This window comes from Gordonia otitidis (assembly GCF_020735545.1).
Taxonomy (GTDB): domain Bacteria; phylum Actinomycetota; class Actinomycetes; order Mycobacteriales; family Mycobacteriaceae; genus Gordonia; species Gordonia otitidis.
Genome location: NZ_CP085974.1, coordinates 2005082 through 2019474, shown reverse-complemented (window position 1 = coordinate 2019474; position 14393 = coordinate 2005082). Strand labels below are relative to the sequence as shown.

Below are 14393 nucleotides of genomic sequence, written 5' to 3'. Positions count from 1 at the left end.
CGTCCATCACGCCCGAGATGCGCGCGGCAGTGGCGCAGGTGGGTAAGCGGTTGCGCGAGAACGAGTCCGAGATCGTTCGGTATCTCACCTCGTTGATGACTCGCGATATCGATCAGCTCGACGTCGATCCCGCCCTGGTGGAGATGCTCGAAGCGAGCGTGCACGGCAACGTCTCGACGATCCTGCACGTGCTGAGCAACGACATCCCCGTCGAGCACCTCCAACCGACGACTGCCGCGGTCGAGTACGCGCTGCGCCTCGCCCAGCGCGACGTACCGTCGAACTCATTGGTGCGTGCGTACCACATGGGGCAGAACGAGATGCTGCGCATCATCTTCGGCTACGTCGACGAGCTCGATCTCACCAAGCACGAGAGCCTCGTGGTGATGCGTCGAATCTCCGACGTCATCTCGCAGTACATCGAGTGGATCACCCTCTACGTGTTCCAAGCCTACGAGGATGAGCGTCGACGCTGGATCGGCGCCGAGGGCAACGTCCTGTCGTCGCGCATCCACGAGATCCTCCGCACGCCCGATGTCGACACCGACTCCTTCGAGCGGGAGTCCGGCTACCCGCTCGACCAGCATCACGTCGCGGCCATCATGTGGTCGGCAGACGAGGGCTCGAGAGATCTCGCTGTGCTCGACCGCGCCGCGCGGATGATGGCCACGAGGCTGTTCGCCGAGGGACCCCCGCTGATCACCGCGATCGATCGCAGCACCGCCTGGGTATGGCTGCCGCTGGGGCGCAGCGACCGCGTCGTCGAGACGTCCGACGTCGCGCAGCGGGTGACCCTCCCGGCCGGTGTGCGCGTCGCGCTAGGACTCAACGGGTCCGGCATCGCAGGTTTTCGACGCTCCCACGAGCAAGCACTCGCCGCCTGGGGCCTCGCGACGATGCCGGGCAGTCTGGTCGCCGATGTCGTCGGCTTCGGTGATCGGGGAGTGGCCGTGGTCTCTCGGCTGGCCCGCGACCTGGAGTTCACCCGCGCGTGGGTGCACGAGATCCTGGGTCCGCTCGCCGAGGATTCGGCGAACGCGGCAGTCCTGCGCGAGACGTTGTCGGTGTACTTCGCCACGGGCGAGAGTCACCTGCACACTGCGGAACGACTCAACCTGCATCGCAACACGGTCAAATATCGCGTCGACAAGGCGATGCGCGACACCCGCACCACCGATCGCCTCGACCTCGCGCTCGCCCTCACCGTGTGCGAATTCCTGGGCGCGGAGGTCCTGGCTCAGGCCTGACCGCCGACCGTGCGCTCCCTGCTGTCGACTGTGCGTCTCCTGCTGTCGAGCGTGCGTTGCCTGCCGCCGACTGTGCGCTTCCTGCTGCCGACTGTGCGCGAAGGGTCAGCCGACGAGGTGGTGGTCGCGACGCTGTTCGACGTCCCACCGGTCGCCGTCACGGCTGCGTGCGGCGGCAGTACGGTTTCCCGATTTGAACGCGACCAGGATCCCGACACAGACTCCCACCACAGCGGCGACGAGCGCGGCGATCACGACCTGCTCGATCCGCGGGTAGTACACGGCAACCGTGATGGATGCCGCGACGACGATCAGCGCACTCACGCCGAGGCCGACGACCCGCGGGATGACCGTCGTCGACCCGCGGTGTGGATCAGGGAGCAGAACCCCCGCACCGACGATCAGCAACGTCGAGATGGCCACGTCGCTGGGTCGGTGCCAGCCGGCGGCGACGAGGCCGAAGTCGATGATCGCCGCCCACGTACCGCCCACCGCAGCGATCCACGGGCGCAGCAGCGGGGGAGCGGCGAGCGTGACCGCGACGACCAGTGCGGCGATGGCGGCAGCGTGCCCACTCGGCGCGGAATTGTTGGTCTCCTCGATCCAGTCGTGGAAGTGCGGACGATACGTACCGTCACGAAGTGCACGCACGATGATGATGGTCACCGGCGGAAACAGCAGCAGAGCAGAGGTCGTGGCGATTCGCGATCCAACACCGCGCTGGCCGCGCTCCGACGGTAGGACCGCACCGAGAAGAACGAATCCCACGACGATCGCCGCTCCGACGATCCAGGTCAGCGGGTTCGACACAACACTCATCGACAACCAGTGGGGCACCTGCGACGCGGCAGGCAGTTCGCGTCCGTATTCCAGCAGACGCTGATCGATGACCTGCCCGACCGATGTCCTGACAGCGAAGACGAATATGCCGCCGGCGGCGGCGAACGCCAGCAGCGCTGCGAGGACAGCGGTCACCACATACCCGACGGGTCGGTGGCCACGTGCCTGGCGCGCTGCGGACGGAAAACTCACCGGCTCACCGTATCGAGACAACCTGGGAAGAGTCTGGGACGCTGTCGGGCGCGTCGTGAACGGATATCGCGCCAGCGTTCGTTTGGAGTGGGGCGACTCAGGTGTTGATCGTGACGATCCACCGGGCGAGACCGTCGGCGACGTAGTCACGGACGACGTCGCTCGCGACGGTTCCGATCGCGGCGCCGTAATCGAGCGTGAACCAGTCGCCGGTCAGATCGCTCAGTTCGTCGGCGACATCTGTCGCGTCATGAGTCGAGACCGCGTGCGAGAACTGATAGAGGTCGATCACGAGGCTGACGGTGGCGACACCGCGCGCTGCACCGGGAATGAGCACCAAGGCCGACGATGTGAACGACTCCCACGATTTCTCCCATGCAGGGTCGAGGAGTTGTGCCGTGCTCGTTGGGAATTCGACCGTCGGGATGTTGAGCCAGGCCAGTAGACCGGACGACGCCGTGCCCGATCGCGGCGACTGTGCCGAGCCCGCGAGTGCGGCTTGCGCCAGGGCGGCGAGCGACAGCGTCGTCGACGAACCCTCCGAGCCCAGCGACGCCCGCGCCGAGACGGCTTCGGGTGCGATCGAAGCGGGCGACAGCACCGCGACCTCCGGAGCGGACGCGGAACCGCTCGGCACGTCGTCCGCGCTCGCTTCGGCATCAGGGGTGGTGACAGCGCTCGGAGAATCGGTGGTCGTCGGTGACGGCATCGGGTTCGTCGACGACTCCGGCGCGGTGGGCGAGACATTCTGATGAGCCGAGTCGGCGCGGGACGTCGGAGCAGACGAAGCATCGGACGTACCGGTCGCAGGTGGCGTCACTGTCGCGGAGGTCGGTGGGGCCGCAGTCGCAGGGGACGGCGCGGACGGTGAGGAACTGGAAGACGGTGAGGAACTGGAAGACGGTGAGGAACTGGAAGACGGTGAGGAACTGGAAGACGGTGAGGAACTGGAAGACGGTGAGGATTCGGAAGACGATGAGGATTCGGGAGGCGGTGAGGATTCGGGAGGCGTGGGCGCCACGGATGTTTCCGCAGTCGTGCCCGGGTCGGGTGCCGGTGAAGCTGGACTCGGCGGTGCCGGTGAGGCAGCGTCGGCAGTGGGCGCGGTCATGTGTGAGCCCGTGGGGGTCCCCACCGCTGTGGGCGTTTCGTCCGCGCGGGCGTGGCCGGCGCCGATCAACAGTAACGGTGCTGCCGAGAACGCAGCAGCGGCGCAGAGAATGCGTGTGCGTGTGAGCACAAACCCCCGGGTCATGCACCGATTGTCAGCTACCCGACGGTTGGCGTAAACCGGTCGGCGACGAGCAAATGCCATGTCGCGCTGTGACTCTCGTTACCACGCAGTCGGCACGCGGAAGCTGGGTGCTCGGGTTACCATCCGAGCATTTCACGCCGAAGTTTCACTGCAGTAGACAAAGTGTCACACACGTCAACGTTGATGTCATCCAGCCGAAACACTCGAGCGGTCTCATATAAGGGAACGAAGTCCACTCACATGAATCACCACCACGATTCGCCGGATCGGCCCACTCGGGGCGAACGGGGTGAAACGGACTATCTCTCACCAGAATAGGAGAAAACATGTCGATCGACAGCACGAGTGCCCTCGAATTCCGCGTCACGCCCGGTGCCTGGGAGAACCTTCCGAAGATGCCCGATGCCGAATATCCCGGTACCGAGGGTTTTATCGGTGACGTCTACGAGAACCCGGACGGCAGCGAGATGTGCAGCGGCTACTTCGAACTCCGCCACACCGACGCCCCGCTCTACTACGAGTACGAGTACGACGAGATGAAGGTCGTCCTCGAGGGCGAGTTCCTTCTCGAGAACAAGGAAACGGGACAGAAGACCGTCGCCAAGGCCAAGGACGCGATCTTCTTCCCCAAGGGCTCCAAGATCTACTTCAGCACTCCTGACTACGCTCTCGCGTTCTACGCAGGCCACCGCGACTCGACGCTCCTGTAGATCCGATGTCGCAGCTCGCATACTCGAGCGTGCCGGCGTGGGCACGCACGCCGGGCCGGTCCACACCGACCAACACCGCTCTCCCCGACACGACGGGTCGCTTCTACGTGCTCGTCGGCGTGGGCGACCCTCACGCCCCGTCAGTTCAGTCGCAGTCAACGTCCGACGACCCCTCGGCAGTCGATCTTGTCCGCGGCTGGACGCAGACCCTGGACCCCGGTGTGGGGCGATCGGTGTTGCTCGGTGATCAAGTCGACACTCTTGCAGCGCAGCTGCGAGACACGTTGCGCACCAGTGCAGTCGGTGTGCGTGTGGTGCTTGCCGGACCGGTCGGATCGTGCCTGCGGTTGCGAGCCACCGCGATCGACGCTGGACTCGAGGACGACGAGATCAGTGTTGTCCCCGTCGGTACCGGCCCCGTCGACGTCTTCTGCTCACACTGTCGCACCACGACGCACTCCGTCGCGGCTGTCGACGACGTGATCTGCTGCGACGGCTGCGACCGTGACCTCCTCGTCTACTACCACGTATCCCGACGTACCGGCGCCTTCCTTGGCTTCATGGTCGACGCCGAGACGGCCCCCTCCGGAGGAGCAACGCGATGACCGCACTGGCCGACACCGGCGTCCCGGCGACGCCCGCACCTCGGCGGCCGACAACGCTGGTACTGACGGTAACGTCGATAGTCAACAGTGCCAACGGAATACGAACCATCACGCTGTCAGCACCCGACGGCGCTCCGCTACCCGGGTTCGTGCCGGGCAGCCACCTGGTCGTCCAGGCGGGCGAGTACTCGAATGCCTACAGTCTCGTGTCCGACGGAGCGCATCCCACCGAGTACACGATCTCGGTACTGCGGGTGACCGACGGCAACGGTGGGTCACGGTGGTTGCACGACGTCCTCGCCGAAGGTGACCAGCTCGAGGTGCGGCCACCTCGAAGCGCGTTCGCGCCAGCGGCTCGGGCCGGAAAACACCTGCTGATCGCGGGCGGTATCGGAGTGACACCCATCGTGTCGCATCTGCGAGCAGCCGCGCGATGGCGGCGAAACGTGCAGGTGCTCTATGCGTTTCGACCGGGATACGCCGCCCACGTCGACGAGGTCTCGCGCCTGGCCGGCGGCAATGCGGAGCTGTTCACCACCAGGGACGAGTTCGCCGTACGTCTCGCCGACACCCTGCTCGAGCAACCCGTTGGCACCCATCTCTACGTCTGCGGCCCAGCAGGTTTCATCGACCACGTTCTCGAGTCCGCGAGTATCGCCGGCTGGCCGGCGTCTAGGCTGCACTCCGAGCGCTTTGGTATCGACGCCCTCGACGCGGGCGACCCGTTCCGGGTGACACTCACGCGCAGTGGACGCACCCTCGACGTCCCGTCGGGGACCAGCCTGCTCGAAGCGCTGGAGACCAACGGGATAGCAGTGCCCAATCTCTGCCGACAGGGCGTGTGCGGCGAATGCCGTATCGACCTGTGCGGCGGTGACGAACCCATTCATCGCGATCTGTTCCTCACCGAGGAGGAAAAGCAGTCGCGCACCGCGATCATGCCCTGCGTCTCACGCGCAGGCGACGGATGCACCCTGGAGGTACCGCTGTGACCACGGCAGCCACGCGACCAGATCTGATCGCGCACTTCCCCTTTCCCTTCGTCGACGACATCTACCGGTACAGCACCAACGTCGAACCCGCCGGAGCACAGGTGAGCACACCTGCTGGTCAATGGGGGGATTCGGTGGTCGTCGTCGACTCCGAATACCACGCAGAGCTTGCCGAGCGTGCTGCGATCCTCGACGCCGACCCGACACGTCGAGCAGTGCTGCCACACATGCGCCCCGCGGCATGGGACGCCATGCTCACCATCCTGCGTGAGCTAGCCCAGGCGTATCCCGAGACGATGCACCTCACCTCACTCGGAGGCGACGAATGGCGCTGGCGCAACGACCTTCTCGATGAAGAACGCACCTTCCGTTACGGTGACGAGTCGAGCCTCGGCGACGACCCGTTGCACTACATCTCCACCCAGGTGCAAGAAGACATCGCACTGCTCGACCAGCGCGACGAGCAGCTGTTTGTCGATGCCGGCATCATCACCTTCGCAGCCGACTGGAGTTTCGGATTCGACGTCGGGATGAGCTTCCTCGAGATCCACGGCCCTGTTCCGCGTGTGCGCAAGATGGGTGTCATCACCCGGGCCCACGAGTTCCTCAAGCGGCTCCAACCACATGAGCCCTACCGTCGTACCAACTGGACGATGACCATCGGACGCCGACTCGATGTCTCCACCGAGCGCTACCCCGAATGGGGACCCGACAGGGAGATGATCCAACACGTCGACGACGCCGAGTTCGGGCGACTCGTCCATCTGCGGGTCGAGGTCCAGCATCTGATCCGGTTGCCCGATTCCGGCGCGGTGATGTTCCTGATTCGCACCTACCTTCTGCCCCTCGAAGCGGTGGCGACCGTCGACCCGTGGCGTGCACGCGCAGCAGAGGTCTTCGCCGAGCTACCCGACGACATGGCCGACTACAAGGGCATCATCAAGTACCGCACGCGCGCCGCGCAGTGGTTGCGTTCGTACGAGGCGCCGCAATCGCCGATCTCGGAACCGCAGATCGACACTGGCTCTGCGCCAACCGAACCCGTGCACGGACTGCCCGACTGGCCGTCACGGCCCCCCGAGGTCGACGCCGCAGGATCGGAGTTCCTCATCGTCGCAGTGGGCCCACACGACGAGACCGCACACGTCGCGCGCGCGTGGGTACGTGTCGCGGAGAGTGTCGGCCCCACGCGCCTTCTCGTCCTCGACTCACTGACACACGACGACGACCGGGCCTTACTCGACGAAGCGCTCACGGCAACGCACACCGGGGCGAGGATTCTGGTGACCGGGGGCCAGTACGACGTGCTGACGGCTCTCGGTGCTGCCCGCTCGGCAGGAGCGATCGCCGACGAACTGTCGGCGTTCGTGACCGACACCGCCGACCTGCCGGTGTACTGCGCCCACTGCCGCGATACCTTCCGCGCTATGGGCGCCCCCGGCGGGATCGTCGAATGTCCCGGCTGCACCCGGCGTCTGGAGATCCACGAGCATCATTCGGCCTCGCGCGGCAGCTTCCTGGCCTCCGCCGTGGACGCGCGCACCCTCGAGGAACTGTCATGACCGCCGCAACGGAGGTCGGCGGACACCTGCACGACGGCTATCGGACGGGGTCGCGCACCATGCGAGTCGTGGAGGTCCGCCCACTCACGGACGCGATCACGCATTTCCGTTTCGCACCACTCGACGGCGCCCTGACCCCCTACCAACCCGGCAGTCACCTCATCGTGCAGGCAGGCGCCACCCGCAACGCCTATTCGCTGGTCGACGACGGCATGTATCCCGACTCGTACGGGATCTCGGTGTTGCGCAAAGACACCGGCGGAGGATCGGAGTGGTTGCACGCCAACCTCGTGGAAGGCGAGCTGATCGAGGTCGAGGGACCACGACCGATGTTCGCGCCCGTCCTCGACCAGCGGCACGCCCTGCTGGTCGCCGGAGGTATCGGGGTGACACCGATCCTGTCGCATGCACGCGCCGCGGCACGTGACGGTCTGACCATCGAGATCGTGTACTCCTACCGTCCCGGTCAAAGCGCGCATGTGGAGGATCTGCGGGCACTGGCCGAACAACCCGACGTCACACTGCACGAGGTGACCGGAGTCGACGAGACTATTGCTCTGCTCACGCAGCGGTTTGCAGCGCAACCACTCGGCACGCACGCCTATGCATGTGGCCCGGCGCCGCTGCTCGACACCTACCAGCGGATCGCTGCATCGGCGGGCTGGCCGTCGGCGCGGATACACCTCGAGAGGTTCACCGCGCCAGAACAGGATCCGGGAGACCCGTTCTCGGTCAGTCTTGCCGATGGAACGGTCATCGACGTGCCGCCCGGTGTCTCGCTGCTCGAACGACTCGTCGACAACGGCGTCGAGGTCACCAACATGTGCCGCCAGGGGGTCTGCGGAGAGTGCCGAATCCCGGTGCGTGCCGGACAGATAACGCACCGCGACTACGTCCTGTCCGACGAGGAGAGAGCATCCGGCGACAGCATGCTCTGCTGCGTCTCCCGCGGCGCAGGCGACCTCGTGCTCGACCTCTCCGCTGACTGAACCAACCGCTCTCACCGCTGATCCAACCCCGACCGACGACATCCGAACGCTTTCGAGGTGACCACATGACACTCACCACCGACCAGTCAGCCGCGCACACACCGACAGGTGCGGCCGCCGAATTCCTCGCCCAGCCTGTCGACCATCTGTCGAACATCCCATGGCCGTTCCCCGACGAGCTCGCAGAATTCAGCTACTCCGTCAACGTCGAACCGGCCCGGGTTCCCCACCGCACCCGGGGCGGCGAGTGGGGCCGCAACCTCGTCGACCTCGGCGGAGCCGAGTACCTGTCGATCATGGCCGAGCGCAGGCGGATTCTCGACGCCGATCCCTCCCGCGTGCGGATCCGCCCCGGCATGGAGATCGCATGCTGGGATCTGCTGCTCTACTACCTGCGCGACCTCGCGCTGGCCTACCCGCAGTTCATGCGACTCGACGAACTCGGCGCCGGCCGATTCCATTGGCGTAACGACCTTCTCGGCACCGATGCCGCGTTCACACTCGGCGACGGCGAGACGCTGCCCGGCGGCCCCATGGAGTTCCTTGCGCGGGAGGTTCCCGACGATCTGCTCCTTGTCGTCGAACGCGACGGCAGACTCTATTTCGATGCCGGTGTGGTGACCTTCGCCGCCGCGTGGTCGGTGTCGTTCGACGTCGGCATGGACATGTACGAGATCCACGCTCCGGTCCCAGGTCTCATCCGCGACGGGATCGTGGCACGCGCCGAGCAGTTCTTGCGTAGACTCCCGGCCGATCAGGTCTACCGGCGCGTGAACTGGACGCTCTCGGCGTCGGACTCGCACAAACTCGACGTCAGCCTCGAAGAGCTTCCCGAGTGGGGCCGCGACATCCCGGCCATGGTGCGGGACAAAGACTTCGGCTCCGCCCGTCTGCGGATCGAACTCGAGCATTTCATCCGCCTGCCGATGTCGGGGGCCGTCACCTTCAACATCCGCACGTTCATGGCGTCGCTCGACGAGGTGCGACGAATCCCCGAGTGGTCGGCCCAGCTGGCCACAGTCATCGAGACCCTCGACGAGCGCATCGCCACGTACAAGGGGTTCTTCGACTACCGCGACGACGTCGTCGCATATCTCCGCCAACCCGTTTCCGACTAGTCCACGCTTCCAGCCCTCGTCCACGCTTCCAGCCCTCGTCCACGCTTCCAGCCCTCGTCCACGCTTCCAGCCTTCGTCTCCGTCTAGCCCTGTCCGCCCCGCTGATCGAACTCGTCACCAACTCAAGGAACACCCATGGAACAACTCGCCGCACATGCGGATCTGTCGTGGATGCTTGCCGCATTCGTCTTCGTTCTGCTCATGTTCCCCGGACTCGCCTTCTACTACGGGGGCATGCTGGGGTCACGCAATGTACTCAACATGATGACGATGGTGCTCATCACCCTCGGCATCACCAGCGTGCTCTATGTCCTGTACGGATACGGACTCGTCTCGGGCCCGTCGGTCAAGGGTTGGGGGCTGATCGGTAATCCGACCGACTACATCGGACTCATCAACCACCAGACCGACGACGGGTCGGGCGGCACCCAGGTCCTGTACTACGCAGCATGGTTCATCCTGTTCGCCGCCATCACCGTCGCAATCGTCGCGAGTGGTGCTGCCAGTCGGATGAAGTTCTCTGCGTGGCTCGTCTTCGTGCCGATCTGGCTGACGCTCGTGTACTTCCCGGTCGCACACTGGGTGTTCACCGCGGACACCGCCGACGCCAAGGGCGGCTTCTTGCTCAACAGGATCGGCATCCATGATTTCGCGGGAGGCACTGCGGTGCACATGAATTCAGGTGTCGCAGCGCTCGCGCTCGCGTTGGTGCTCGGTGCACGACGCAAGCGCATGGAACGTCCGCACAATCTGCCGATGGTGCTGCTCGGCGGCGGTATCCTGTGGTTCGGCTGGTTCGGGTTCAACGGTAGCTGCGCGTTCGGTGCCACCTTCCTCACCCAGTTCGTCATTCTCAACACCCTGCTCGCCGGTAGCGCGGGCATGATCGGCTTCGCCGTCATAGAGAAGATCCGTGAAGGCCACGTCACCTCGCTCGGCGTCATCACCGGCGTCGTTGCGGGTCTGGTCGGTATCACGCCGTCCGCCAACGCGGTCAGCTCGCTGGGCGCGCTCGGTGTCGGACTCCTGTCCTCGGCGGTCGTGGCGTTCCTGATGAGCATCAAGTCCCGTTTCAAGGTCGATGACAGTCTCGACGCGTTCATCGTCCACGGCATCGGAGGCATCGTCGGCACCCTGTGCATCGTGCTGTTCGCGGCGTCGTCGGCACCGGCCGGCGTCCAGGGAATCCTGTTCGGCGGTGACATCGATGTCCTGTGGCGCGAACTGGCGGGCATCGTGATCACGTGCGTCTTCTCGTTCGTCATGACGTGGCTCATCGCGACGGCGATCGACAAGACGATGGGTCTGCGCGTCGACGCCGAGACCGAGACGCTCGGACTCGACTCCACGATCCACGCCGAGACCGCCTACGAGATCCCCGCAGCAGGCGTCGGACATGCGCCAGGCGGCTTCTCCGGCCTGCACCCGGAGCGCGCCGCAGAGAGTCTCGAACGCGAATTGCCCTCCAGCACAGCGGCAGCAGGAGCGAGCACGGCTGCCCCTGCGGCAGCTCCCGCCACGACGACGTAGTCCTGACGTAGCCCTGCAGAATCCATCACCTGCCCACAGAACGCCCGTGAGTACGCATCGACGCCCGCGCACTCACGGGCGTTCTGTATTCCTGCCGCCGACCGTGCACCTCCTGCGGCCGATCGTGCACCTCCTGCGGCCGACCGTGCGTCTCCTGCCGCCGACCGTGCATCCGGCACGGCCGATACCACCACCTCACGCGCGCTTAACGGAACCGCAATAAACCGAGTGTCTACTAGGACTAGACAACGGTTCACACGAGTAGACATACTGGACTCACTCCCCCGAACACCCCGGAGCAACCCATGACTGACACCAAGACCCTCGCGGAACTCTGCGAGACCAACGACACCAAGTTCATCCTCGCCATGTTCGTCGACCTGCGTGGCAAGCCGTGCGCCAAACTCGTCCCGGTCGAAGCCATCGACGAACTGGCCAACGACGGAGTCGGTTTCGCCGGCTACGCGGTCGGCGCCATCGGCCAGGAACCCAAGGACCCCGACCTCGTCGCCATCCCCGACGTCTCGTCGTTCCTGCCGGTTCCCTTCATCAAGGAGGGCCTGGCGATCGTCCACTGCGATCCCCACGTCGAGGGCAAACCGTGGCCGTTCGCTCCGCGGAATATTCTCAAGTCGCTGATCGCACAGACCGCCGACGCCGGATTCGAACCGTGGGTCGGTGCGGAGGTCGAGTACTTCCTGCTCAAGCGTGACGCCGACGGCAAGCTCATCACCGCCGACGCGGCTGACGATTCCGACCGGCCCTGCTACGACGTCCGCGGACTCACCCGTATGTACGACCACCTCACCACCGTGTCGACGGCGATGAATCAGCTCGGTTGGAGCAACTACGCCAACGACCACGAGGACGGCAACGGACAGTTCGAGCAGAACTTCGCCTACTCCGACGCCCTGACCACCGCCGACCGCGTCATCACCCTGCGCTACTTGCTCTCCACCTTCGCGTCCGAGCGCGGCATGGTCGCGACGTTCATGCCCAAGCCGTTCGCCGAACGCACCGGTTCCGGTCTGCACCTGCATCTTTCGCTGACCTCGGCGGGCAATCCGGTCTTCCCGAGCTCGACCGACGAGGACGAACGCGGCCTCGGGCTCTCGCCCGCCGCATACGGATTCGTCGGCGGCATTCTCGAGCATGCCCCCGCGTTGCAGGCTGTGATGGCGCCGACGGTCAACTCCTACAAGCGAACCGGCGCAACGGCCACCCGTTCCGGAGCATCCTGGGCGCCGCGCGTTCCGACCTACGGCGGCAACGACCGTACCCACTACGTCCGCATCCCCGACGAGCAGCGTGTCGAACTCCGTGGCGGCGACGGTTCGGCCAACCCGTACCTCGCGATCGCTGCGGCACTCGGCGCAGGCCTCGACGGCATCAAGCGCAGCCTCGACCCCGGCGCCCTCGGCACCTGCCCGGGTCACATCTCCTCGCTGCCGCTGACACTGCTGCACGCTGTCGAGGCGCTCGAAGCCGACGCGGTGGTCACCGCAACACTCGACGCCGCGATCCCCGACGAGTGGCCCGACGACGCGCAGCGCGTCTCGCAGTATTTCTCGCACCTCAAGCGCGAGGAGTTCTTCGCCTGGCACTCGGCCGTCTCGCCCTGGGAGGTCGAGCAGTACCTGACCGCCTTCTGACCCCCAGCAGATCGAGCTTGCCGCGATCAGCATGACGCGGATCGAGCTCGTCGAGATCACCCCACTACACGGAAAGGCACACATCATGTGCGGAATCGTCGGGTTGCACCTGCGCAACCCAGAGCTGTATCCCCAACTCGGCCAGTTGCTCACGGGCATGCTCGGCGAGATGCAAGACCGCGGAGCCGACTCCGCCGGAATGGCCGTCTACGGCAACGAAGCATGGGCGCCGGCAGGACACGGTTGCGTCAGTCTGCTCGAGATCGACGTCGAACCCGCTGAGGCTGCAACGCAATTGACCGATGCGCTCGGCACCGACGTCGCAGCCCAGCTGGTCGATGACACCCTCGTCCTCTCGGCACCGATCGACGCCGGCGACCTCCTCGACGCCGCGCGGGCCGCATTCCCCTCGGCGCTCGTCGCAGGCTTCGGTTCGGATCTGACAGTCCTGAAGGGTGTCGGTGCGCCGCGCGACCTCGCGCAGCAGTGGGGCCTCGCGTCCGCGCAGGGCTGGCAGGGCGTCGGACACACCCGCATGGCGACGGAGTCCGCCGTGACCCCGTCGGGTGCACACCCCTTCGCCGTAGGCCCCGAACAGTGCCTCGTCCACAACGGGTCGTTCTCCAACCACGCGACCATCCGACGCGAATTGCGCGCGCAGGGAGTGCACTTCGACAGCGAGAACGACACCGAGGTCGGCGCCCGCTTCGTCGCCTACCAACTAGCGCAGGGCAAGGATGTCGAGACCGCACTCAAGGAGGTGTGCGCGACCTTCGACGGCTTCTACACCCTCGTGGTCTCCAACCGCGACTCCTTCGCCGTGGTCCGTGACGCCATTGCCTGCAAGCCTGCCGTGATCGCCGAGACACCCGACTGGGTGGCCATGGCCAGTGAGTATCGCGCCCTTGCCCATCTTCCCGGCGTCGACGATGCCCGCATCTGGGAACCAGAGCCCGAGGTGGTCTACGCATGGACACGCTGACAGCCACCCCATCCACACCCCCGTCCACGGAGATCCCCATGAGCGACCTGCATTTCGACCTCGACACCACTCCACTGCGTGACGTGAACTCGGTTCTGCACGGTGATGTGTCCGGTGAGGTGGTGATCGACAACCCGCACGGTGCACACAGCGTGGCCGCCGGGGTCAACGCCCCCGTCAAGATCACCGTCAACGGTCACGTCGGCTACTACGCCGCAGGCATGAACCAGCAGGCGGAGATCATCATCAACGGCAACGCGGGCACCGGCGTCGCCGAGAACATGATGAGCGGCACCGTCGTCGTCAAGGGCAACGCGTCGCAGTCCGCCGGCGCCACCGCACACGGTGGGCTGCTCGTCATCGAGGGCGACGCCGCAGCGCGGTGTGGCATCTCGATGAAGGGCGTCGACATCGTCGTGGGCGGCAACGTCGGCCACAACAGTGCGTTCATGGCGCAAGCCGGGCGCATGGTGGTCCGCGGCGATGCAGGCCAGGGGCTTGGTGACTCGATCTACGAAACACGTCTCTACGTACGCGGTTCGGTTGCCTCGCTCGGCGCCGACTGCATCGTCAAACCGATGCGGGCCGAACACCTCGAAGAACTCGCCGGACTACTCAAGGCCGCCGGGTTCAAGGACGACGACCCCGCCGAGTACACCCGCTACGGCTCAGCGCGCGAGCTCTACCACTTCCACGTCGACAACTCTTCGGCCTACTGA

At 65.6% G+C, this 14393-nt stretch carries 14 protein-coding genes; 11 read left to right on the top strand and 3 right to left on the bottom strand.

The genetic code is table 11. The features are described from left to right. Window positions 1–17 precede the first annotated feature (17 nt). Entirely contained in the window at window positions 18–1247 is a 1230-nt protein-coding gene (locus LK459_RS09130; RefSeq protein ID WP_407648789.1) for a PucR family transcriptional regulator, read from the top strand. A 105-nt stretch (window positions 1248–1352) separates the two neighbouring features. On the opposite strand, the gene LK459_RS09125 is transcribed toward LK459_RS09130, so the two are convergent. From LK459_RS09125 to LK459_RS09115, 3 genes are all read right to left on the bottom strand, one after another. Beyond that, window positions 1353–2279, bottom strand: coding sequence for a phosphatase PAP2 family protein (locus LK459_RS09125; RefSeq protein WP_227922905.1), 927 nt, complete (start codon window positions 2277–2279; stop codon window positions 1353–1355). A 97-nt stretch (window positions 2280–2376) separates the two neighbouring features. Beyond that, complete coding sequence (locus LK459_RS09120; RefSeq protein WP_227922903.1) at window positions 2377–2988, bottom strand: hypothetical protein; 612 nt, start codon at window positions 2986–2988, stop codon at window positions 2377–2379. Further along, window positions 2939–3538, bottom strand: coding sequence for a hypothetical protein (locus LK459_RS09115; RefSeq protein WP_227922901.1), 600 nt, complete (start codon window positions 3536–3538; stop codon window positions 2939–2941). The genes LK459_RS09120 and LK459_RS09115 overlap by 50 nt, the downstream gene beginning before the upstream one ends. 322 nt (window positions 3539–3860) lie before the next feature. On the opposite strand from LK459_RS09115, the gene LK459_RS09110 reads away from it, so the two are divergent. The 10 genes from LK459_RS09110 to LK459_RS09065 all read left to right on the top strand — a co-directional run bounded on the left by LK459_RS09110 (window position 3861) and on the right by LK459_RS09065 (window position 14393). Further along, a complete protein-coding gene (locus tag LK459_RS09110) occupies window positions 3861–4244 on the top strand; it encodes a cupin domain-containing protein (RefSeq protein WP_227922899.1) in 384 nt (127 codons plus the stop codon). A gap of 5 nt (window positions 4245–4249) precedes the next feature. Further along, complete coding sequence (locus LK459_RS09105) at window positions 4250–4849, top strand: dimethylamine monooxygenase subunit DmmA family protein (protein ID WP_227922898.1); 600 nt, start codon at window positions 4250–4252, stop codon at window positions 4847–4849. Then, window positions 4846–5841 carry a PDR/VanB family oxidoreductase gene (locus LK459_RS09100; protein WP_227922896.1) on the top strand — a complete coding sequence of 332 codons (996 nt, stop codon included), beginning with the start codon at window positions 4846–4848 and terminating at the stop codon, window positions 5839–5841. Before LK459_RS09105 ends, LK459_RS09100 begins: the two co-directional genes overlap by 4 nt. Beyond that, complete coding sequence (locus LK459_RS09095) at window positions 5817–7403, top strand: heme-dependent oxidative N-demethylase family protein (protein ID WP_227922894.1); 1587 nt, start codon at window positions 5817–5819, stop codon at window positions 7401–7403. Before LK459_RS09100 ends, LK459_RS09095 begins: the two co-directional genes overlap by 25 nt. After that, window positions 7400–8392 (top strand): PDR/VanB family oxidoreductase, encoded by a 993-nt coding sequence (locus tag LK459_RS09090; RefSeq protein WP_227922891.1) that lies wholly within the window; start codon window positions 7400–7402, stop codon window positions 8390–8392. The genes LK459_RS09095 and LK459_RS09090 overlap by 4 nt, the downstream gene beginning before the upstream one ends. Window positions 8393–8457: 65 nt before the next feature. Beyond that, window positions 8458–9510 carry a heme-dependent oxidative N-demethylase family protein gene (locus LK459_RS09085; RefSeq protein WP_227922890.1) on the top strand — a complete coding sequence of 351 codons (1053 nt, stop codon included), beginning with the start codon at window positions 8458–8460 and terminating at the stop codon, window positions 9508–9510. Window positions 9511–9645: 135 nt separating this feature from the next. Then, window positions 9646–11040 (top strand): ammonium transporter, encoded by a 1395-nt coding sequence (locus LK459_RS09080; RefSeq protein ID WP_227922888.1) that lies wholly within the window; start codon window positions 9646–9648, stop codon window positions 11038–11040. A 305-nt stretch (window positions 11041–11345) separates the two neighbouring features. Beyond that, window positions 11346–12692, top strand: coding sequence for a type III glutamate--ammonia ligase (glnT, locus tag LK459_RS09075; protein WP_227922886.1), 1347 nt, complete (start codon window positions 11346–11348; stop codon window positions 12690–12692). A gap of 85 nt (window positions 12693–12777) precedes the next feature. Beyond that, window positions 12778–13674 (top strand): class II glutamine amidotransferase domain-containing protein, encoded by an 897-nt coding sequence (locus LK459_RS09070; RefSeq protein WP_227923639.1) that lies wholly within the window; start codon window positions 12778–12780, stop codon window positions 13672–13674. Continuing rightward, on the top strand, window positions 13662–14393 hold the full coding sequence (locus tag LK459_RS09065; RefSeq protein ID WP_005175793.1) for a GltB/FmdC/FwdC-like GXGXG domain-containing protein: 732 nt from the start codon (window positions 13662–13664) through the stop codon (window positions 14391–14393). The genes LK459_RS09070 and LK459_RS09065 overlap by 13 nt, the downstream gene beginning before the upstream one ends.